The 20,462-nt window shown below is 70.5% G+C and carries 17 protein-coding genes; 6 read left to right on the forward strand and 11 right to left on the reverse strand.

Annotated features, from left to right (window positions below; all coding sequences use genetic code 11):
- Nucleotides 1-85: 85 nt before the first annotated feature.
- From NR792_RS14940 to NR792_RS14970, 7 genes are all read right to left on the reverse strand, one after another.
- Complete coding sequence (locus tag NR792_RS14940; protein ID WP_375760702.1) at nt 86-907, reverse strand: type III secretion protein; 822 nt, start codon at nt 905-907, stop codon at nt 86-88.
- Nucleotides 908-1,016: 109 nt separating this feature from the next.
- The gene (locus NR792_RS14945; protein WP_242589311.1) at nt 1,017-1,577 is read right to left on the reverse strand and encodes an ATP-dependent helicase HrpB; all 561 of its coding nucleotides are present in this window, start codon (nt 1,575-1,577) and stop codon (nt 1,017-1,019) included.
- Nucleotides 1,459-2,295, reverse strand: coding sequence for a sigma-70 family RNA polymerase sigma factor (locus tag NR792_RS14950; RefSeq protein ID WP_171437397.1), 837 nt, complete (start codon nt 2,293-2,295; stop codon nt 1,459-1,461). The genes NR792_RS14945 and NR792_RS14950 overlap by 119 nt, the downstream gene beginning before the upstream one ends.
- A 9-nt stretch (nt 2,296-2,304) precedes the next feature.
- A complete protein-coding gene (locus tag NR792_RS14955; RefSeq protein ID WP_375760703.1) occupies nt 2,305-2,700 on the reverse strand; it encodes a hypothetical protein in 396 nt (131 codons plus the stop codon).
- A 26-nt stretch (nt 2,701-2,726) separates the two neighbouring features.
- Nucleotides 2,727-3,161, reverse strand: a complete 435-nt coding sequence (locus tag NR792_RS14960) for a lipopolysaccharide assembly protein LapB (protein WP_120530743.1) — start codon at nt 3,159-3,161, stop codon at nt 2,727-2,729.
- 95 nt (nt 3,162-3,256) lie between these two features.
- The gene (locus NR792_RS14965; RefSeq protein ID WP_120530742.1) at nt 3,257-3,814 is read right to left on the reverse strand and encodes a hypothetical protein; all 558 of its coding nucleotides are present in this window, start codon (nt 3,812-3,814) and stop codon (nt 3,257-3,259) included.
- Between the two features lie 139 nt (nt 3,815-3,953).
- Complete coding sequence (locus NR792_RS14970) at nt 3,954-4,238, reverse strand: hypothetical protein (RefSeq protein ID WP_375761622.1); 285 nt, start codon at nt 4,236-4,238, stop codon at nt 3,954-3,956.
- Nucleotides 4,239-4,519: 281 nt separating this feature from the next.
- Here NR792_RS14970 and NR792_RS14975 point away from each other — a divergent pair, with 281 nt between their 5' ends.
- The 3 genes from NR792_RS14975 to NR792_RS14985 all read left to right on the forward strand — a co-directional run bounded on the left by NR792_RS14975 (nt 4,520) and on the right by NR792_RS14985 (nt 8,024).
- Nucleotides 4,520-5,092: a hypothetical protein gene (locus tag NR792_RS14975; protein ID WP_375760704.1), complete on the forward strand. Its 573-nt coding sequence runs from the start codon at nt 4,520-4,522 to the stop codon at nt 5,090-5,092.
- 126 nt (nt 5,093-5,218) lie between these two features.
- The gene (locus tag NR792_RS14980) at nt 5,219-6,544 is read left to right on the forward strand and encodes a flavin monoamine oxidase family protein (RefSeq protein WP_375760705.1); all 1,326 of its coding nucleotides are present in this window, start codon (nt 5,219-5,221) and stop codon (nt 6,542-6,544) included.
- A gap of 85 nt (nt 6,545-6,629) precedes the next feature.
- Nucleotides 6,630-8,024, forward strand: coding sequence for a hypothetical protein (locus NR792_RS14985; RefSeq protein ID WP_375760706.1), 1,395 nt, complete (start codon nt 6,630-6,632; stop codon nt 8,022-8,024).
- Here the strand turns inward: NR792_RS14985 and NR792_RS14990 are convergent.
- Entirely contained in the window at nt 8,014-9,102 is a 1,089-nt protein-coding gene (locus NR792_RS14990; RefSeq protein WP_375760707.1) for an EAL domain-containing protein, read from the reverse strand. The genes NR792_RS14985 and NR792_RS14990 overlap by 11 nt on opposite strands.
- 15 nt (nt 9,103-9,117) lie before the next feature.
- Nucleotides 9,118-10,566 carry an LVIVD repeat-containing protein gene (locus NR792_RS14995; protein WP_375760708.1) on the reverse strand — a complete coding sequence of 483 codons (1,449 nt, stop codon included), beginning with the start codon at nt 10,564-10,566 and terminating at the stop codon, nt 9,118-9,120.
- A gap of 183 nt (nt 10,567-10,749) precedes the next feature.
- On the opposite strand from NR792_RS14995, the gene NR792_RS15000 reads away from it, so the two are divergent.
- Entirely contained in the window at nt 10,750-14,334 is a 3,585-nt protein-coding gene (locus NR792_RS15000; protein ID WP_375760709.1) for a tolB protein precursor protein, read from the forward strand.
- 45 nt (nt 14,335-14,379) lie between these two features.
- Here NR792_RS15000 and NR792_RS15005 read toward each other — a convergent pair whose 3' ends face one another.
- Entirely contained in the window at nt 14,380-14,850 is a 471-nt protein-coding gene (locus NR792_RS15005; protein ID WP_375760710.1) for a hypothetical protein, read from the reverse strand.
- Nucleotides 14,851-15,169: 319 nt separating this feature from the next.
- Between NR792_RS15005 and NR792_RS15010 the strand changes: the two genes are divergently transcribed.
- Both NR792_RS15010 and NR792_RS15015 read left to right on the forward strand, forming a co-directional pair.
- Nucleotides 15,170-17,005, forward strand: a complete 1,836-nt coding sequence (locus NR792_RS15010) for a CotH kinase family protein (RefSeq protein WP_375760711.1) — start codon at nt 15,170-15,172, stop codon at nt 17,003-17,005.
- Between the two features lie 68 nt (nt 17,006-17,073).
- Nucleotides 17,074-18,096 (forward strand): NAD(P)/FAD-dependent oxidoreductase, encoded by a 1,023-nt coding sequence (locus tag NR792_RS15015; RefSeq protein ID WP_375760712.1) that lies wholly within the window; start codon nt 17,074-17,076, stop codon nt 18,094-18,096.
- A gap of 3 nt (nt 18,097-18,099) precedes the next feature.
- Here NR792_RS15015 and pbpC read toward each other — a convergent pair whose 3' ends face one another.
- Nucleotides 18,100-20,460: a penicillin-binding protein 1C gene (gene pbpC, locus NR792_RS15020; protein ID WP_375760713.1), complete on the reverse strand. Its 2,361-nt coding sequence runs from the start codon at nt 20,458-20,460 to the stop codon at nt 18,100-18,102.
- Between the last annotated feature and the right edge of the window lie 2 nt (nt 20,461-20,462).

Here is a 20,462-nt window from a genome sequence, read left to right on the forward strand (position 1 = left end):
CGCTGAAGATAGAAGACGTGTCCCCGGCCTGGAGGACACGTCCCGCGGTCCGCCCCAGGAGGGCCGCGGGAAGCGACGTGCAGGACTACTCGGTGCGACCGCCGCGCGCACGGGCGGGGCGGGCCGCCGCGGCGGGGGCGCCGCCACCGGAGCCGCCGCGCATGAAGGTCCACGCGGTGACGCCCATCATCGCCAGGATGAGCGCGAACGCGCCGCCGAGGATGATCTTGAACGTGCTGGCGCTGGCGGCCGTCATGCGCACACCGAGCACGTCCTGCAGGCGGTTGGTCTCCGTGGTCTCCGCCGTGGGGGCCATGGCCTCCGTCATCAGCACGGTGACGGCCTCCGGCTTGAGCTCCGACACGGAGCTGGCGACGAACTGCTTCACCGCGTCCACCGTGACGGGGGGCTTGCCGCCCTCCACGGTGCGGTACTTGATGAACACGGAGGCCGACGGCATCGGCTTGTTCTCCGGCTGCGACAGGTCGTTGTTCTCCGGCACCATCACGATGGCGCGCGCCTCCAGCACGCCGTCAATCTGGTTGAGCGCGTTGGAGACCTCACCCGCCATGGCCTTGAGGAGCATGGCGCGCTCCTCCGTGGCGGTGGGCACCATGCTGCCCTTGGCGAAGTGGGACAGGCCCTTCTCCACCGGGCGCGGCAGCGAGTTGCGCTTCAAGAGCTCCGCGGCCTGCGCGGCGTCGCCCTTGGGGACGACGATGGTGAAGCGCACTTCGTTGCCGCCCTCCGCCTTCTCCTTCTTGGCGTTGATGCCGTTCTTGCTGAGCAGGACGTAGATTTCATTCGCGTCCGCCTCCGTCAGCTCGTGCTGCAGCTCGATGGAGCAGCCGGTGAGGAACAGCAGGGCGAGGAGCGGGGCGGCGAAGACGGGCGTTCGGCGAGTCATGGGCGCGCGTAGCTTAACAGGGCCCTTGCAAAACGCGGAAGGGCGCCCCCTCCCGACCCTGGGAGGGACCGCCCTTCGCATGCCGCCATGGCCCGGCGGGGTGGGGACTTCAGACCTGCGTCTTGACGACGTCCTTCAGGCCGCTGGTGGCCTTCTCGACGACCTTCGACGTGAGGTCCAGCTCCTGCGAGTACTTGTACATGGACGCCTGGAGACCGAGCAGCTCCGCGTTGGACATGTTCTTGCCGGAGGAGGCCTCCTTGATGAGCTTGTCCATGCTGACCTGGCCCTTCTCCAGACCGGAGACGAGGTCGGACACCATGCCGCCCGACTTGGTCGTCTTCGAGGCTTCGGCCTTCGCGTCCACGGGCTCCGCGCCCTTGGCCGTGGCGGGCTGCTGGGCAGCGCCGCTCACCTTGTTCAGGTTGGCCTTCTCCGCCTTGTTGACGGTCTCCACCTGGCGGACGGCGTCCGCCTTCTGGGTGGCCTGCGCGGCCTGGGCCTTGTTCACGTTCTGGGCGGCGTCCACCTGGCCCGCGCCCTGCGCCTTGTCAGCGAGAACTCCGTCGAACTTCGAGGCGCCCGTCTTCTGCGTCTGCTGCGCGCCCTGGTCCTGCAGCTTTTGCTGCGCTACCTGTCCCGCGGAGATGCCGCTCATCGGAGCCGCCATGTGACACCCTCCTTGCATCCGTCGAGGGGGGAGGGAGTTCCTCCTCCTCGTTCAAGAGTTCCTTGAGCCGATCAATGGCGCGCGCATGAAGCCGCGACGCCCAGCTCTTCGACTGCCCGATCTCCGCCCCTGCCTCTTCCAGCGTACGTCCCTGGAAGTAATAGCCCTGCAGGAGCTTGCGCTCTTTTTCCGGAAGCTTCTCGATGGCCGAGCGCACCCGGTTCTTCAACTGCTCCATCTCCAGGCGCTGATCCGCCGGGAGCGATTCATCCACGTAGCCCGCCGCCTCCGCCCCTTCCGCCCCCGCCGCGAAAACCGCCGCGAGGCCCGCCACGGCATCCGAGATGTCTCCAATATCATCGTCGAATGACGCCCCGCGGTTGCTTGCGCCCTGCTCGCGGTCCGCCAGATTTCCCAGATACGCCGTCGCGCGCTCGCCTTGATAGGCCGTGCGGGCGTCCGCGCCGCGCAGCACGCCCATCTTCCTCAGGCCGTCGAAGATGGCGCCCTTGATGCGGTAGTGGGCAAAGGTGAGGAAGTTGGCACCCACCTTGGGGTCGAAGCGCTCCGCGGCTTCCAGGAGGCCGATCTGCCCATAGGCCAGCAGTTCATCCAGCTCCAGCTGGGCATTGAACTGCTTGCGCACGGTGGCCGCGAGCGACCGCACGTACGGGCCGTACTTCTCCAGGATGACCTTCCTGTCTTCACCCAGAGGCAAGCGGCGCGCTCACTCGGCCTTGGACCACAGCCGCTCGAGAACCTGGTTCAGCCGGGGATCATCCTGCAGCGCCCCGGCGATGCGGCCCGTGAGGGCAGCGGACTTCATGTTCAACTTCTCCTGAAGCACCTCGGAGACGAGCGCCTTCGTCGCCTCCTCCTTGCTCTTGAAGCCCCCGTTCTTCAGCCGCTTGGCGATGGCGAGCGCCTGCGCCGCGATCGGATCCGTGGCCTGGGGGCCCTGGACGTTGCTGGAGCCTACCAGACCCGAGGGCCCGACAAGAGACTCCGCGCGGTCCACCTTGCCGCCAAAGGACGCGCCGGAGGCACCCGACGGACCGGACGCCCCCTTCACGCCGCCCGCGCGGCCCTTCCCACCCCCACGTCCGACTCCACCGACAGCCATCGACGTACCTCCTTCTTCTGCCGCGACTACTTCTTCGGCGGAGGCAGGGCCCCCGCTTCCTTCGCCTGGATGAGCGCCTGGGCCAGCTTCGCGCCGTCGCTTTCCGGCTCCAGGTCGATGGCGGCCTTCAGCTCCTTGAGGGCCTCCGGCACCTTGCCCATGAACAGCAGGGCCTCCCCGGCGTGTGCCCGGGGCAGCGACGAGAGGGGCGCCAGGCGCTGGGCGACCCGGTAGGCCGCCAGGGCCTTGTCGTGCTTGCCCTGCGCGAACTCCACGGCGCCCAGGCCGATCTGCGGCACCTCGCTCTTGGGCATGAGCGCGGCGGCACCGACGAAGACCTCCTTGGCCTTGTCGAAGTGACCCATGTCCAGCCACAGGTAGCCGGACTCCAGCAGGACCATGGCCGGCTGGCGCGCCAGGGGCACGAGGCTGTTGGCAATCTCCGAAGGGGTCTCCGCCATGGACGTCGCGCTTCCTTTCCTGTCGCCGGAAGCACGGAAGGCGGCCGTCGAGGGCCGCCTTCCTTGCACCGGTCAGATGCCGCTGTCCGTGAAGACTAGCGGATGTTGCCGATGGAGTTCTTGGTCGTATCGTGCCGCGACTTCATCACGTTGGAAACAGCCGTGAAGAGCTGCGACTCGTGCTGCATGGCCGACTGGAGGTTCAGCAGCTTGACGTTGTCGTCCATCATCGTCTTGAGGCTGCTGTTGTTCGTCAGCTGATCCGACACCTGGCCGCCGGAGGCGCTGCCGCCGACGCTGGTGCCCAGCGACGTGGAGCCGCCCGTGGACACGCCCGTGCCCGGACCGGGCAGGTTGGTGGAGGGCACCGCGCCGGAGCCGGTGTTCATCACGCCGACGTACGGGCCGCCCTGCATGCCGGAGCCGGAGGCGCCGGAGAAGGTCTGCGCGGAGGAGACGGCGGCGGAGACGATGCCGGCGCCGGGAACGAAGCCCGCCACCGCGCCCACGCCCGCGCCCACGGCGCCGACGGTGCTGTTCAGGCCGTTCTGCACGCGCGCGCCAAAGCTCGTGTTCGGCGTCTGCCGAGCCGTGGTCATCTGGGTGTTCATGCGCAGGTTCGGGCCCATCATGCCGCTGTCGATCTTGCTCATTTCAGCCTCCGCGCTGGTGCCAGCGATTCAAAAAGGGGAGCCGGGGATCATCCCTCGGCTCTTTCAATGGATTATCGGGAGAGCCAGCCGCCGGTTGCCTGCTGGTGACGAGAAATCGTCAGGGCCCCCGAAAAGCCCGTTATTTCCGGCCCTTGGACTGCTTCGATTCCGCGACGAGCTTCTCGCGGACGTCCACGAGCAGGGTGAGCAGCTCTTCGGACCGCGCGATCGCAGCCTGGGCCTTCTTGCCCACTTCCGCGCGCGGTCCCTTGAGGCCGGCGAGGCCCTCCTTCACGGGCGCGAAGAGCGCCTGGACGTCGCTGGCGGAGGCCTTCTCGATGAAGGTCTCCACGGCGGGATAGGACGGGACAGGCAGTTCCTGGGGCTGGGGCTGCGGCGCGGAGGGCCTGGCGGGCGGGGGCATCGGGGTCACGGTCTCCTGGCGGGGAGCAGGCCATGGGGCCAGCCTCCGCTCTTTCCCCAGCACGCTAGGTGAATCCGGAATTGGCTTCAAGCACCCCACCCGGCGGCCGGAGTGCCGGTTGTCGGGTCCGGTCCACGTCCCACGGGCCGGGGAGCGAACGGGCACACACCCGGTCTTCTCCCTCCGACCTGTCCCCCACTCCCATCACCCCTAGGTTTTTGCCAGCGGGGGGCCACGCGAGGTGTCACCCCGTCCCACTCACATCATCCGGGAGAGATTCCATGAAGAAGCTCATTGGGGTTTTCGCGTCCGTGGCGCTGCTGGGTTCGGGCGTGGCCTTTGCCCAGGACAGCGCGGCGCAGGGCGCGCAGCAGCCGCCGACGTCCTCGGGCAGCATGCAAGGCTCGTCCGGCGGCAGCACGGGCGGCTCGGGTTCGTCCCCGGCGAGCATGACGGGCTCGAACGAGCTGACGGGCAAGGTCGTCAAGAGCGAGGGCAAGAAGGTCTACGTCAGCAGCACCAGCGGCGCGGTGGTGCCCCTCGACATCGACAAGAACACGCAGTTCACCGACCCGAGCATGAAGAACGCCAAGAGCCTGAAGGAGGGCCAGGAGATCCGCGCCAGCTTCCAGGTGAAGGAAGAGAAGAACATGGCGACCAGCATCTCGCCGAGCCAGGGCACGGGCGGCTCGGGCTCCGACGTGATGTCGCCGGATCCGTCCATCAACGAGGGCACGGGCGGCTCGGGCATGGATGACCCCAAGCAGGACATGGGCAGCGGCGACGACTCCACGATGAACCCGGACACCAGCTCCGGCACGGGGGGCTCCAGCAGCTCGCCGAAGACGTACTAGCCCCGCCTCTCCCCCGTCCTCCTCCCGAATGGGAGGGGGACCTGGCTCGCGGCCCTCCGTTCCTCAGGTGGGCCGCGGGCGTCTTTCCATGGCGGGAGCTCCGCGCGCGGGCGGATCAGGAGCGGCATGGACCACGAGGCCGACGTCGTCATCCTGGGCGCGGGCGCCGCGGGGCTCGCCGCGGCTGAGCGGTTGCTGGGCAAGGGCCTGAGGGTCATCGTGCTGGAGGCGCGCGACCGCGTGGGCGGCCGCGTGGCGACGCTCCGGGACACGGTGGCGGACGTGCCCCTGGAGCTGGGGGCCGAGTTCGTCCATGGCAAGCCCGCCGCGATGCTGCGGCGCATCCACCGGGCCGGGCTGACGGTGAGCCCCTGCAACGACACGCATGCGCTCCTATGGCGGGGGAAGCTGGACGACGGGGAGGAGGCCTTCGCGTTCCAGGAGCCCCTGATGGCGGCGAAGGCGCCCGACCGTCCCATGGCGGAGTGGGTGGCGGAGCAGGCACGTCTCCACGAATGGCCGCCCGTCGTAAGCGCGATGGCGCACTCGTATGTCCGGGGGTTCTACGCGGCGGATCCGGAGGTCGCGAGCACGCTCGCCATCTCCCGGATGGAGCGGACCGCGGAGGCGTCCGGGGGCACGACGCCTTCACGCGTGCTGGAGGGGTACGACCGCGTGCTGCACGCGATGGCCGCGAAGCTGCTCGCGAAGCCGGACACGCTGTTCCTCAACGCGGTGGCCGAAGAGGTGCGCTGGAAACCGGGCTCGGTCCGTGTGCGCGCCCGGACGCGGCAGGGCACTCCTCTCGGGACGTTCCGGGGTGGGCACGCGGTGGTGACGCTGCCCGTGGGCGTGTTGCAGGCGAAGCCACCCGCCCCTGGCGCCGTGCGCTTCGTGCCGCGCGTGCGTGAGCAGGAGCGCGCCTGGAGCCGGCTGGCGATGGGCCCCCTGGTGAAGATCCTCCTGCGCTTCCGCACGGCGTTCTGGCGGGAGGAGGAGGCCACCGCGCGCTTCGGCTTCTTCCATGCACCCTCCTCCGCGTTCCCCACATGGTGGACGCTGGCGCCCCACCGCCGCACGCGGCACCTGGTGGGCTGGAGTGGAGGCCCCACCGCCGCGGCGCTGTCGCGCTTGAGCGACAAGGCGGTGCTGGGACGCGCGCTCCAGGGGCTGTCGCGGCTCTTCCATCGCTCCGTGCGGGAGCTGAACGAACAGCTGGAGGCGTGGCACGTGCAGGACTGGCAGGGTGAGCCGTACACGCGCGGGGGCTATGCGGTCATTCCCTCGGGTGCACTGGACGCGGTCGAAGCGCTCGCCAGGCCCGTGGGCCGGACGCTCTTCTTCGCAGGCGAGGCCACGCACGCAGGTGGCGACGAGGGCACCGTGCATGGGGCGCTCGAGACGGGCTGGCGCGCGGCGGACGAGCTGTGGGCCCGGCGCTCGAAGGCCTGAGCCCTGTTCGCCCTCCAGGCGGGCCAGGGGGCGGAGGGGCGGTGGCCGCGATGTGGAAGCGTTCGCGCGTGGACACCTTCAGGGCATGCGCCTCTGGATTGCCATCGTCGCGGGATTGAGCCTTGGACAGACGCAGGATGTGGAGCCGCTGCCTCCGGAAGATCCGTCCGTGAGAGACCCTGCCGCCGCTGCCCTGCAGGATGCCTATGAGCAGGCCGCGGACGACATGGACGGTGCCCGGCCCCCGCAGGGCTATGTCGTCACGACCCCGACGGATCCGACCCAGGGCAACTATCGCGCGTTGGTGCCGTTGATGCCCGATGGCAGCACGCCGGTCACTTCGGGTGATGTCGCCGTCCAGCAGTCCCAGACGTACGTGGCTCCGCCTGTCCCCACGGTCTTCGAGCAGGAGCCCGCCCCCAACGAAGCGGCGGAGACGGCTGAATCACAGCAGCCCCTGTCGGGTACGGGTGGCGCGGGCGCGGCGGGCACTGCTTCGACCGCGGGAGGAACCACCGCGGGACAATCCGATACCGGCGCGGGCGCGGCAGGGACGTCACCGACCGCTGGCCCCACGAGCGCGGACGCCCCGGGCTTCGGTGGCACGGTCGACACGGGCGCGGCTCCCTCGACGGCTCCGGGCAATGTCGCGGCGGGCAGCACGGGTGAGGTCCCGTTGGATTCATCCAGCGTGACGGTGCAGGAGCCGGGCACCGCGACGGGTGGCTCGGGTGCCGCCGGCACCGCGACGCCTGAGCCCGCTACCGGTGGCGCGGGGGCTGCTGGCACGACGGGGACCGCGCCTCCTGAAGCCGCTACGGGTGGCTCGGGGACGGGGACCGCCGCTCCGTCGGGCTCCACCGCCGCGCCACAGACGGGAACGACGGCACCGGTCCAGGGTGGAACGCCGGCCGTGACGCCTTCGGGTCAGACGACGCAGCCCACGGCCGCGCAGGCACAGCCGCAAGGGACCGCCGCGAACGCCAACGCGGCCAACCAGGAAGTGACGCGCCTGCGCCAGCGCGTCGCGGAGCTGGAGCAGGAGATGGAGGCCCGCGACACGAGGGCCACCGAGCGCACCCAGGCCGTGCAGTCCCAGGTGGACACCCACGAACAGCGCGCCTACGAGGCCGAGCGCGCCCGGCAGCAGCGGCTGGCGCGCATCCAGTCCGGCGGCCAGTGGATGCTCGCGGCGGATCAGGCGCTGGAACAGGGCGAGCTGGGCGTGGACAACGCGCTGGACATCGCCGACGAGGACTTCTCCGTCGTTCGCCAGAGCGCCTCGACCTACGGGCAGGGCACGGTCGTGGTCCAGGCCGAGCGCATCCGCGCGCAGATCGCCCTCGCGCGGGACGCCGCCAACCGCCGGGACACCTACGCCGCGCGCATCGCCCTGCAGAACGCGGGCTACATGCTGCAGCTGGCACGCGCCGCGAGCCTGGAGCAGTCCGGGACGTCCAACGCCCTGCTCAATCCGTGATGCGCGGGGTGGTGAGGGCCGGCGCGCCCGCGGGCCTCGCGATGAGGTAGCCCTGCACGAAGTCCACCCCGTGCCGGCGCACCCAGGACAGCTCCTCGGGCGTCTCGATGCCCTCGGCCACGGTCTGGATTCCGAGCTGCCTGGCGATCTCCAGCAGCTTCTGCACGATGGACGCCTTGTAGGGGTCCGCGTGGACGCCTCGCACCAGCTCCATGTCCAGCTTCATGAACTCCGGCCGGAGCTGGTGGATGAGGTTCAGCGACGAGTAGCCCGCGCCCAGGTCGTCCAGCGCCACCTTGAAGCCCGCCGCCCGGTAGAAGTCCACGATGGAGCGCAGGTGCGCGGCGTTCGCGGCCCGGTCGGATTCGATGATCTCGAAGACGACGTGCGACTCCGGGATGCCCGACTCGCGGATGGCGGCGGCGGTGGAGCGCAGGCAGTAGGCCGGGTCGTAGATGGCCGTGGGCGTGAAGTTGATGAACAGGTGCGTGCGCAGCTGGTGCCGCACCGCCTCGCGGATGGCGGTGGTGCGCGCGGCCAGGTCCAGCTGGAACAGCAGGTCCGCCTCGCGCGCGGTGTCGAACAGGCGGTTCGGCGGCACCAGCGCCCCATCCCGGTCGCGCCCGCGCAAGAGCCCCTCGTGCGCGAAGATGCGGGAGGTGTCCTGCGCGTGGACGATGGGCTGGAAGAACGTGGTGAGCCGCGACTCCGCCAGCATGTCCACCAGCCACCCGGACTGGTGCAGCGTGGTGAGGCGCTGCAGTGAGTCCACGCGCGGGAAGTCCGCCATGCCCGGCTCGCCGTCGCCCGCGACGAAGAGGGCGCGCGTGCCCCGCACCTCCTCCGCCGTCAGCACGTTGGGCAGCTGCGAGGAGAGCCGCCGCAGGCCGCCCTCCTCCATCCCCACCACCACGCATTGCGCGTCGGTGCGCAGCTGGTAGCTGCCCCCCGAATCACGCAGGTGCGCCACCAGCTTGCCCAGGCTGTGGCCCAGCGGCGGCCACAGGAAGAGACGCCCCGGTGTGTCGGGCGTCTCAGGGAGGGTCTGGCAGCGGCCACATCCGTTCAACGGGGTCATGAAGCGGCCTTGGCGTCACGGGGTGTGGCGGAAGACGAGCAGTCCACGAGACGTGTCCCACCCATACACCAGGCCGTCCGCGACGTGAACGCCCTGGAGCCCCTCGAAGAAGCCCTGGCCCCGGCCCGCGTCGCTTTCGCTCCAGGTGTTGAAGTACCCGGCGGCCTTCGGCGTGCCCAGCGTGGACACGTCATAGACGCGCAGGCCGTCCTGGTAGTTCGCCACGTAGAGCGTCGTTCCGGACAGGACCATGCCCCCCAGGGAGGCCTCCGGACGCAGCGCCAGCTCCCCGCGCTGGACGATGTTCGCCGGGTTGGTGGCGTCCAGCGTGAGCAGCGACGAGCCCCAGGCGTCCGACCCCTGGAAGACGACGGTGGCGTCCCCCAGCCTGCCCACCGCCAGGGCGCTGGTGGACGGACCGCCGAAGCGGCCCAGCAGCTTGGGGGCCTTCGTCGTCGCCACGTTCGTGAGGTCCGTCACCGTCACGCCGTAGCTCCAGTTGCTCACGTACAGGCGGCCGTCCTGGATGGCCAGGGCGTAGGGGAACTCGCCCAGGGTGGTGGACGAGCCCTCCACCGTGTAGCGCACCACGAGCACCGGCGCGGCCGGCTGGGTCACGTCCAGCACGACGATGTCCGACTTGGGCTGCGGCGACGCGACGTAGAGCAGGTTGCCGTCCTTCGCCAGCGAGTCCACCCGCACCTCCGAGTCCGCGAGGAACGTCTTGTCGCAGCGCGGGACCACGGGGTTCGCGGCCAGGTCGCAGATGCGCAGGCCCGTCGCGTAGGTGCCCAGGTAGAGCGTCGTGCCGCTGATGAGGGAGGTGGTGTACGTCTCCGAGGGGAACTTCTGCTCGGACACCAGCGTGGGGTGCACGGGGTCCTTCACGTCGTAGACGAACAGGCCCTGGTCTCCCGCGGTCACGTAGGCGTAGCCGCCCGCCGTCACCACGCTGGAGGGCACGCCGCGGGGCAGCGGGGTCTGGCTGACGAGCGCCACGCGGTCGGACTCGGACTCGCCATCGCGCCGCGTCACGCGCGTGGCGGTGAAGGTGCCCTGACGCACGGTTTCGCCGTTGCGGCAGACGCGGGCCACACCCAGCACCGTGCCGGGGCCGGAGGCCTTGCAGCCCGCGAACGCGTAGCGCACCGCCGACCCGTCCGACCCGCTCACGTCGCTGGCCAGGAAGAAGGTGTCCGGGGTGAGCTGCTTCGTCGTCATCGCCAGGCCGATGAGCAGCGGCTCCCCGGGCGAGAAGCGGATCGCGGAGGGGCCCGTGTAGCCGTCCTCGAAGTTGATGTTCGTGTTCCAGATGCCTTCGGCCTGGACGGCACCCAACGTCGACCTGTCACAACCGGTCAGGTCGATGGCTTCAACCTGACACTCGGCCTTGTTGTCGGAACTGTCCTTGCCACAACCGAAGGCGAGGAACGCGGTAGCGGCCACGAGAGGGAAACGATTCATTCCCTCCTCCATACCGGGCCATCCCGACCGTCGCCAAGTCCCCTGGCGCACGCAGAGGGGGGATGACCGGGACGTCCACCGCAACGCAAAGAAACAAAACGACCGCTTGTGCGTTTCCGGTGGGAGAGGGAGCCTTCCTCCAGGCCCCTGACAGCCTGTCTCCTCGCCTTACCGAGGTGCTTTTTGAACCCCCGTCCGCACGTCATCGCCGTGCTGCTGGCCCTGCTCCTGCCGGAGCTCGCGCTGGCCCAGGTCTTCGTCGTTCCCCGCCGCGCGGGGAAGACGCCCGTGAACAGCTACGAATTCGAGTGGCGGCACATCGACATCCTCGTGGGGCCGGGCTCGACCGGCCTGGCGAAGCCCACGGACCGCACCGCGCATGATCAGCCGCCCGGCACGCAGGGCGGCGCCAATCCAAGCGCGCCCACCACGTCGCCCGAGACGGGCGACAAGCAGTCCCCGCCGGGCGGCGCGGAGGTCACCCCTTCCGGCGACGTGACCGCGGCGCCCCCGGGCAACCAGCGGCCCGCGGCGGGAGGCATCGCGCTGGACATGGGCGCGTCGGACGCGGGCATCCCTCCGACCGTCCTGGGCCTTCCTGACGGCGGCATCCCGCCCCCGGGCGTCGTGGCGCTGGCGGACGGCGGCTCGGCGGGCGACGCGGGCACGCTCGCGGGCGCGACCGGCGGGGATGGCGGCACGGTGTTCTCCGGCGCGCCGCTCTTGCTGGGCGGAACGGACGGCGGCTTCAACTACACCTACGCGAAGGACCTGGGCGCGAAGACGGGTGGCGTGCGCTTCTACTTCTACGAGCGCGAGCGCGAGGTGGCCGAGCGGGCCGCCCCCATCATCGAGGAGGCGTACCGGTACCTGGTGGATCAGTTCAAGTACGTCCCCACGGAGACGTTCCCGTACATCCTCTACAGCAGCTACGCGGAGTTCCTCCAGACGAACGTGTTCGCGGTCTCCGAGGGCACGCTGGGCGTCACCTCCACGGAGGACCTGAAGCTGTCCTTGCCGTACCTGGGCGACCACCACCTCTTCGAGGAGGTCAGCACGCACGAGCTGGCGCACCAGTTCACCATCCAGAAGGTGCGCACCGTGGCCGAGCAGGCCAAGACCTTCGGGGATCCGCTGGGCGGCTATCCGCTGTGGTTCATCGAAGGGCTCGCGGAGTTCTACGCCAAGCGCGGGCTGGACCCGGAGGCGGAGATGATGGTGCGGGACCTGCTGGTGAACCCGGACCTGATGAAGGGCTACGCGTTCCTCGACTTCTTCTCCCCCGGGCCGTATGGCTACCTGTGGATCTACAAGGTCGGCCAGGCGCGCGTGGCGTTCCTGGAGGCCGAGTACGGCGCGGGCATCACCCAGCGGCTGCTGGAGGAGGCGCCCCGGCTGGTGGGCGGCTCGCGCGACTCACCGTCGCTCAAGTTCGAGGAACTGCTGGAGCGGCTGACGGGGGATGACCCCAAGCGCATCTCCGCGCGGTTCGAGAACTGGCTCAAGCGCCGGGCGTTCAAGACGTACCTGGAGTCCACGCAGACGGCGCCGGCGCTGGACTCGCTGGGCGAGACGCCGGGAATCGTCACCGCGATGGCCAGCGGGCCGGACGGCAACGTGCTGGCCCTGCGCACCATCGTGCCGGAGACCGGCGAGAGCCGGCTGTACCTGACGGATCCGCGCACGCCGGGCAAGACGGTGAAGGTGGCGGGTGACGGCGTGCCGGGCGTGGAGTCCCTGCACCCGGTGTCCGGCCGCAACTTCGCGCTGACCAAGGACAAGCTCGCGTTCGTGGCGGAGCGCACCGGGCGCGACGTGCTGTACGTGCAGGACTACGTGCACATCTCCGAGAAGCGGACCACGGACGTGCTGGTGAGACGCTCGGCCATCCGCACCGGCATCGGCACGGAGGTGGGCCTCAACGTGAAGCTGGAGACGGGGGACCGGCGCCAGTACCGCATCGACAAGCAGGGCGTGCTGGCCATCTACTCGCCGGCCTTCTCCCCGGACGGCCGCTACGTCGCGTTCATCGGCATCAACGACGCGGGCCTGCGCGACGTGTACCTGGTGGACCTGACGCAGGGCGAGGACGCGAAGATCCGCAAGCTCACCGACGACGTCTTCGCCGAGCGGCAGGTCACCTGGGGCCCGTCGGGCATCATCTACACGTCCGACGCGACGTCGCACCGCAAGTACAACCTCTTCCGCGTGAAGCCGGACGCGCCGGCGGGACAGTCCGAGCGCCTCACCAGCGAGGACCGCGACGAGGCGGATCCGCTGGCGCTGCCGGACGGCCGCCTGTTCTTCGTGGCCTACAACCAGAGCAGCTCCGACCTGCACGAGCGGCTGGCGGATGGCCGCATCGTGCGGCGCACCGACCTGACGACGGGCGTCTTCGAGCCGGGCCCCGGCCCCGACGGCGGCCTGTGGATGCTCTTCCACATGAGCGGTGAGCGCAAGCCGTCCCTCCTGCGCCCGCCGCGCATGCTGTCGCTGGAGAGCGCGAAGGAGCCGCAGGCGGATCCGCCCTCCCCGCTCGCCCTCCGGCCGCTCACCGACGCGCTGGACTACAAGCCCTTCACCCGGGAGAACATCGAGCTGGGGCCCATCTTCGGCTTCGCGGGCGCGGGCGGCGGCGGCTTCGTGGGCCAGGTGTTCGCGTCCGCGTCGGACCGGCTGCGCGACCACCAGATGGTCCTCACGCTGGCGGTGTACGGCTCCTTCGAGTTGACGGACGGCCTCCTGCTCTACGTCAATGACGAGAAGCGCACGACGTGGGGCGGCGGTCTGTTCCAGTCGCTGCGCTTCCGCATCGACAAGACGTTCGACAACCTGCCGGCGGACCAGCGGCCGTTCTTCATCTCGTCGGAGCGCTACTTCGGCGCGTTGGGCAGCCTGCGCTACCCGCTCAGCACGTTCTTCTACCTCCAGGGCGACCTGAGCATCGGCGGCACGAAGTACTTCCTGGATGACTTCAGCGAGTTCTACCTGGCGTTCCCGGAGCGCAACGAGTCGAACACGGAGCTGCTGTCCGCGTGGCGCGCGGACAACCAGCACATCCGCTTCCAGACGGAGCTCAGCGGGCGCATCGGCTACGACAGCATCAAGTACCACTACGCGACGGGGCCGCTCGCGGGCAGCTCCGTGCTGCTGGAGGCCACCGCCGGCGTGCAGCCCTTCGACGGGCAGGCGTACGGCAACCTGCGCCTGGACGCGGAGCGGTACTTCCCCATCTACGGCCGCACCAACTTCTTCGCGCGCGTGGGCGCGGGCACCACGGTGGGCGGCCGCTACGCGCGCTCCTACTACCTGTCCAGCTTCGACACCCTGCGCGGCGTGAACTTCGGCGACGAGCGGTGGCTGCTGGGCCAGCACTTCGTCTACTCCACGCTGGAGGCGCAGCTGCCCCTCAACGACATCATCCGGGTGGCCTTCCTGAGCGACCTGGAGGCCATCGCGGCAGTGGACGCGGGCGGCGTGGGCGACGGCGCGAGGGACCTGTGGGACCACCGCGTGCTCAACGCAGTCATCGGCTTCAACCTGTCGCTGGGGCCCCTGCTGCTGCGCCTGCACTTCGCACGGCCCTTCGACATCAATGCCGCCGAGGGCAAGCCCGACGAAGGCTGGGTGACGAACTTCTCCATCGGCGTCGCCGGCCTCAACGGCTTCTTCGACACCAAGGGTGACCGCAGGCCGGGGTCCGCCACGCCAGGGCCGGCGCTGATGCCCGCGCTGGGCGGCGGCTACACGACGCCCCTGGTGCACTGAAGCGGCAGGGGCGCGCTTCCCCCTTCGTGAGGGAGGCGCGCTCCTTCAGGACTGCGCGGCGACGAGGGCGGCGTTGGCGCGAGCCAGCGGCCCTCCGTCGTTGGGGATGCGCTCGAAGTCCCCGCGCAGGGCCTTGATGGCGAACTTCTCCAAATCAATCTCCCGGCGGGTGCGCACGCCCAGCGCGCGCACGAGCGCGGACAAGGGCCCGAAGCCGGTGAGGCCGTGCTGGAGGAGCAGGGCCAGGGTGGCTCCGCCGAGCAGGCGGAAGCCCTGACCGGACTTGCGGCCCAGCAGCAGCCCCCCCAGCGCCACCGCGGAGACGCCCACGACCAGGGTCCGGTGCACGTCCCACTCGTGCTCCAGCTTGTCGAGGTACCGGCTCATCTCCGGGCGGTCCCCCTTCTCCGCCATGTAGCGGACACACGACTCCACGTGGGCGTCGATGCGCCGGTTCACCGTGGAAGGGGCGTGGGTGCGCACGGCATCGGTCGAGGTCTGGTTCCAGGACTCCATCAGCACTCCCTTGTCGGATTCGGGCCGTCCTCCAGCCTGCTCCCAGGAAGCTAGGGCCGCCGGTCGCGTCCGTGCACAGGGCGGCTTCCAGCGGCCGTCGCCCGGTTGCCCGCCTCGGAGGCGATGACGCCTGCCCCCCCTTCCCGGGAAGCAGGCGGGCAGGCGTGAGGGCAGGCGAGCATTCCAGGGAGGGAAAGAGTTTTCCTTCCACGGGGAGTCCGCGCGCCCTGTAACGCCCACCTGACCGTCCTTCCCTGGCAGGGAGGGTGCCTTCCGGCGCCGTGGCAGGGAGGCATGCGGCTTGCTCAGGCCTCGGTCGATGACGCGCCTACGACTCCTGATCAGCCTCTCGATGCTGCTGGCCGCCTGTGGCGGCGGCACGTCGAATCCCGATGACTCCGATCCCTCCGTGACGGATCCCGGCATCACGGACCCCGGCACGAACGACGCCGGCGTTCCCGACGCGGGCTCCACGGACGCAGGGACGCCAGACTCGGGGGTGCCCGATGCGGGCTCCGCGGACGCGGGCCCGACGGACCCCGGGGATGGCGGGAGCCCGGATGCCGGGCCGGTTCCGCCGCCGGAGGTGCAGCGGCCGTTCACGCTGCCGAAGGTCCAGACGTCGCTGCCGGAGTACGCGCTGATCATGCCTCCGGAGACGCTGGAGATGTTCAAGAAGTACCCGCTGACCGAGGAGCAGGACGCGACGTTCCAGGCGAACGGCAAGACGTTCCCGGTGAAGGTGCGGCTGCGCGGGGCCTCCGCGCGCGACTTCGACAAGAAGAGCTGGAACGTCAGCTTCGCGGACAAGGACAAGTTCGAGGGCCGCACGTCGCTCAACCTCATCGCCGAGTACGCCGACGCGACGATGATCGCGGAGAAGATCTCCTACGACCTGCTGGCGGCGATGCGGGTGCCGGCGTCGAAGGCGACGTTCGTCCGGCTCTCCGTGAACGGCCACTACGAGGGCGTGTTCCTGGAGGTGGAGCAGGTCAACAAGGCCTTCGTGAAGGCGCGGCAGTTCCCGGACGACGACGCGTCCATCTACCGCGCGGGCTGGAAGGACACGGAGTTCAAGACGTGGAAGGTCCCCTACCAGGGCGACTGGGTGAAGAAGACGAACGAGAGCGAGCCCGACGACGCGCTGTGGGAGGTGCTGGACGTCATCAACCACACGCCGGAGCCGCAGCTGGTGGCCGCGCTGGAGAAGAACCTGGAGCTCGAGTCCTACGTGCGCTCCATGGTGCTGGACGCGCTGATGTCCAACAACTTCGTGGAGGACTCCGAGAGCTACTTCATGCACGACGACATCACCGGGCGCTGGCGCTACGTGCCGTGGGACCTCAACAACGTCGATGCGCGCTGGTGGTACACGAACTCGGTGGAGGACCAGTCCGCCTCCACGAGCAACATGCGGCACCCGCTGTTCAACTTCACGCTGCTGGATGGCTGGGTGGAGAAGATGTACCAGCAGCGCAAGGAGGAGCAGAAGAGCTACCCGGGCTACCTGCCGGTGTTCTCCAACCTGGGCACGCGCGTGGTGATGAACCCGGTGCTGCGCGCCCGGCTGGAGGCGCGGCTGGACAAGGCGCTGGACGAGCTCTTCACGCCGGAGGTGATGGACCCGTACATCGACCAGCTCCACTCGCTGATCGACACGTCCATGAAGACCGACCCGTACATGGACTACGCGAAGTTCAGCGCGGGCAAGGCGTACATGAAGCGCTTCGTGAAGTTCCGCCGCGAGTTCGTGATGGCGGAGGTGAAGCGGCTGAAGGCGCGGCAGTCCACGCTGGTGCTGGAGGCGTTCGACCCGCGCGCGGGCTGGGTGGAGGTGGGCAACCACGGCCCCGAGCCGGTGTCGCTCCAGGGCATGACGCTGACCACGAACCTGCGGATCAGCCTGGCGGGAGGGAGCTACGCGCCCACCATCGTGAAGGCCCCGACGGGCGCGGTGCTGGGCAACATCACGGTGGCGCCGGGCCAGACGGTGCGGCTCACCGCCGCCTCACTGGGCATCACCTTCCCCGCCAAGGGCGAGGTGGGCCTGTTCGACGGCACGTCGGTGGTGGGCGTGAAGGACGCGCTGTTCTACGGCGAGCTGCCCGCTGGCAAGCACTACGCCCGCGGCGAGGAGGGCTGGGAGGTGCGCTGAGTCGTCGCGCGGACACCGATTGAGGGCGGGATGTGCCAGGCGGGCGGGGACGGGTTAGCACCCGGCCCATGCCCGCCTCTCGCGTTCTGGATGACCTGCTGCCGCGCCGCTCCGGTCCCCTGCCCCACGTGGCTGTGATTGGCGCGGGCATGTCGGGGCTGGCGCTCGCGCGGGTGCTGACGGGCGCGGGCTTCGGCGTGCGCGTGCTGGACAAGGGGCGCGGGCCGGGAGGACGGCTGTCCACGCGGAGGAGCGCGGATGGGGGCACGTTCGACCATGGCGCGCAGTACTTCACGGCGAGGGACCCGCTCTTCCGGACGCTGGTGGAGGCGTGGGGGGCGGAGGGCGTCGTCGCGGAGTGGCAGGGGCGCATCGGCACACTGACGCGTGGGGCGGTGACTCCCGCGAAGGAGTCCGTGCGGTACGTGGGCGTGCCGGGCATGAACGCGGTGGCGAAGGCGCTCGCGGACGGATTGGACGTGCGCTCCGGGGTGCGCGTGGAGCGGGTGGAGCGCGACGGCCGGGCGTGGCGACTGACTTCGGAGACGGGCGAGGACCTGGGGCTGGCGGACGTGGTGGTGGCCGCGGTGCCCGCGCCGCAGGCAGTGCCGTTGCTGGCGGGGGCGCCCGAGTTGGCGGCACAGGCGGGGACCGCGCGGCTGTCGCCGTGCTGGGCCGTCATGGCCCGGTTCGAGGAGACGGTGGCGGTGGAGGTGGATGGCGCGTTCGTGGAGGACTCGCCGCTGTCGTGGGTGGCGCGCGACACGAGCAAGCCGGGGCGGGCCCCGGGTGAGCGCTGGGTGCTTCACGGGTCGCCGGAGTACAGCGCGGCGCACCTGGAGGAGACGGCGGAGGAGATGGCGCCGAGGCTCGTGGAGGCGTTCGGCAAGGCGCTGGGCAGGGACGTGCGCGCGGTGGAGGCCGTCGCGCACCGGTGGCGCTTCGCGATGCCTGCACCGCCGCTCGAGGCCCCTGCGTTGTACGACGCGGCGCTGGGGCTGGGCGCCTGTGGCGACTGGTGCGCGGGGCCGCGCGTGGAAGGCGCGTTCCTCAGTGGTGTCGCGCTGGCACGGCGGATCGCCGGGCCTTGAGCCCTACTGCCGCTCGCGCACCACCAACGTGCGGCGGGCGGTGAGGCCGTGGTCGTCGGTGACGAGGATGTCGTGCGTGCCCACGCTGGGCTTCCACCACAGGCGCTCGGCGGCCCTCGCGGTTCCCAGGACGGCTCCGTCCACGAACCACGTCAGCTCGCGGTCGTGCGCGGCCTCCGCCTCCAGCGGGATCTTCTGCTCCTCCGTGTTCATGCCGGGGATGAGCAGCGCCACCTGCCCTTCCGGCGGCGAGAGGATGCTCGGCGTGTCCCGCTCCCCTCCCGCGACACAGCCGGGCGCCAGGGGCGGCGGTTCGGGCAGCTGCCGCTGCTGCTCCGCGAGCCACCGGCGCAGGCTGGATGGCCAGGTCAGGTACACGCGCGACTCCGTCTTGCGCCCGTCCCGGCAGCCCGGCCCCACCGCCAAGCCCGACGCCACGTCCACCTCCACCCGGTGGTGATACGGACACGGAGCCGTCGGCACCGCCGTGCGCACCGCGTCCACCCGCTTGCGCTGAGTGCACGCCTCCGTGGGCAGGTGCCCCGAGTACGCGCACACCTCCACGCTCACCAGGTCCCTGGGCGGCGCGACGTCCTCCTCCTGCAACGCCGTGCCTCGCGGCCCCACGCCTTCCAGGATGTCGAACAGCAGCGGGGCCGCGTTCTCCGCGCCCACCAGGTGCACGCTCGACGCGTGGTCGAAGTTGCCCAGCCACACCACCGCCGTGTGCTTCGGACCGGAGCCCGCCGCCCAGGCGTCCCGGTTGCCGAAGCTCGTCCCCGTCTTCCAGTGCACCCGCGCGGGCAGGCCCGTGAGCCGCCGCCGCTCCGGGAAGTCCGGCCGGTCCCTCAACGCCAGCGCCTGCCGCGTCAGCCACGCCGCCCCCGGCGACACCAGCAACTGGGCCTTCTTCGGCGCCGTGTCCTCCTCCAGCACCCGCAGCGGCCGCGCCTGCCCATCCCCCGCCAGCGCCAGGTACACGCCCGTCAACTCCAGCGGCGTCAGCTCCAGCCCGCCCACCGCCGCGGAAAGGCCGTAGTGCCCCGGCCGGGGATCCAGGCTGGTGACGCCCGCCTGCCGCAGGGAACCGAGGAAGCCCTCCACGCCCACCCGCTCCAGGAGCCGCACGAACGGCAGGTTGAGCGACTGCGACAGCGCGGACTCCATCCGCACCAGCCCCAGGAACCGCCCGTCGAAGTTGCGCGGCTGATAGCCGCCGTACGCCACCGGGATGTCCGGCACGAGCGTCTCCGGCCCCACCAGGCCCTGATCAATCCCCACCGCGTACAGCAGCGGCTTGAGCGCCGAGCCCGGTGAGCGCGGCGTGGCGAAGCCGATGATCTGCCCGCCGTGCTTCTCGTCGAAGAAGTCGAAGTTGCCCACCAGCGCGCGCAGCTCGCCGGTTTCCCGGTCCGCCACCACCACTGAGCCGTTGTGGATGCCCTGCCGCTCCAGCCGCCGGGCCGCCTCCCCCAGCGTGCGCTCCACGAAGCGCTGCGTGCCCGCGTCCAGCGTCGTCGCCAGCCACGTCGCCCCCGGCCGCCGCGCCTTGAGCCACACCGCCGCGTGCGGCGCTTCCCGGGGAAAGGGCGTGAGCACGTCCGGCACCGGCGTCGCCCGTACCTCCGCCAGCACCGCGTCGGACGCGACGCCGTCCACGACCAGCCCCCCGGACTCCAGGAGCCGCCGGGCGATGTCGTCCCGGGCCGAGCGCAGCCGGTCCCGGTTCTCCGGCGACGGGAAGCGCCGGTTCGGGTTCTGCGGCACCGCCAGCAGCGTGGCGATCTCCGCCGGGCTCAGGTGCTGGGCCGTATGCCCGAAGTACGCGAGCGCCGCCGCCTCCACGCCCTCCACGTTGCGCCCGTAGGGCACGAACTGGAGATACGCCTCCAGCACCTCCTGCTTGGACAACCGCGCCTCCAGCTGGGCGGCGCGGAACGACTCGATCACCTTCGAGGTGAACGTGCGGGGACGGGGCTCCAGCACGCGCACCAGCTGCATCGTCAACGTGGACGCCCCCGATACCCGCCGCCCCCGGCTCAGGTTGAGCCCCAGGGCGCGCAGGGCCGCGAGCGGATCCACGCCCGGGTGATGGAAGAACCGCTTGTCCTCCAGCGCCAGGAGGGCGCGGACATAGGCCCGGTCGATGCGGTCCTTCGGCGCGGGGATGCGCCACCGCTCGTCCGGGGCGAGGAAGACGTACGCGGGCGCACCGTCCCGGTACGCCATCACCACCGAGGGGGGCGCCGCCAACCGCTCCGGCAGCGGCACCCACCAGGCCGCCAGCAGGCCCGTGCCCAGGAGCACGAGCCCCGCCAGCGCCACCCCCGCCCACTTCCTTCCGTTGAGACGCACGCGACGCATGG

The sequence above is a fragment of the Corallococcus exercitus genome, from assembly GCF_042231735.1.
GTDB classification, from domain to species: domain Bacteria; phylum Myxococcota; class Myxococcia; order Myxococcales; family Myxococcaceae; genus Corallococcus; species Corallococcus exercitus_B.

Excerpts from the sequence above, each read along its gene's own strand:
- NR792_RS14965 (WP_120530742.1), bottom strand. The coding sequence starts at position 3,814 with ATGAGCAAGATCGACAGCGGCATGATGGGCCCGAACCTGCGCATGAAC.
- NR792_RS15005 (WP_375760710.1), bottom strand. The coding sequence starts at position 14,850 with ATGGAGTCCTGGAACCAGACCTCGACCGATGCCGTGCGCACCCACGCC.
- NR792_RS15015 (WP_375760712.1), top strand. The coding sequence starts at position 17,074 with ATGCCCGCCTCTCGCGTTCTGGATGACCTGCTGCCGCGCCGCTCCGGT.
- NR792_RS14995 (WP_375760708.1), bottom strand. The coding sequence starts at position 10,566 with ATGAATCGTTTCCCTCTCGTGGCCGCTACCGCGTTCCTCGCCTTCGGT.
- NR792_RS14990 (WP_375760707.1), bottom strand. The coding sequence starts at position 9,102 with ATGACCCCGTTGAACGGATGTGGCCGCTGCCAGACCCTCCCTGAGACG.
- NR792_RS14940 (WP_375760702.1), bottom strand. The coding sequence starts at position 907 with ATGACTCGCCGAACGCCCGTCTTCGCCGCCCCGCTCCTCGCCCTGCTG.
- NR792_RS14960 (WP_120530743.1), bottom strand. The coding sequence starts at position 3,161 with ATGGCGGAGACCCCTTCGGAGATTGCCAACAGCCTCGTGCCCCTGGCG.
- NR792_RS14945 (WP_242589311.1), bottom strand. The coding sequence starts at position 1,577 with ATGGCGGCTCCGATGAGCGGCATCTCCGCGGGACAGGTAGCGCAGCAA.
- NR792_RS14970 (WP_375761622.1), bottom strand. The coding sequence starts at position 4,238 with ATGCCCCCGCCCGCCAGGCCCTCCGCGCCGCAGCCCCAGCCCCAGGAA.
- NR792_RS14985 (WP_375760706.1), top strand. The coding sequence starts at position 6,630 with ATGCGCCTCTGGATTGCCATCGTCGCGGGATTGAGCCTTGGACAGACG.
- NR792_RS14980 (WP_375760705.1), top strand. The coding sequence starts at position 5,219 with ATGGACCACGAGGCCGACGTCGTCATCCTGGGCGCGGGCGCCGCGGGG.
- NR792_RS15010 (WP_375760711.1), top strand. The coding sequence starts at position 15,170 with ATGACGCGCCTACGACTCCTGATCAGCCTCTCGATGCTGCTGGCCGCC.
- NR792_RS14955 (WP_375760703.1), bottom strand. The coding sequence starts at position 2,700 with ATGGCTGTCGGTGGAGTCGGACGTGGGGGTGGGAAGGGCCGCGCGGGC.
- pbpC (WP_375760713.1), bottom strand. The coding sequence starts at position 20,460 with ATGCGTCGCGTGCGTCTCAACGGAAGGAAGTGGGCGGGGGTGGCGCTG.
- NR792_RS14975 (WP_375760704.1), top strand. The coding sequence starts at position 4,520 with ATGAAGAAGCTCATTGGGGTTTTCGCGTCCGTGGCGCTGCTGGGTTCG.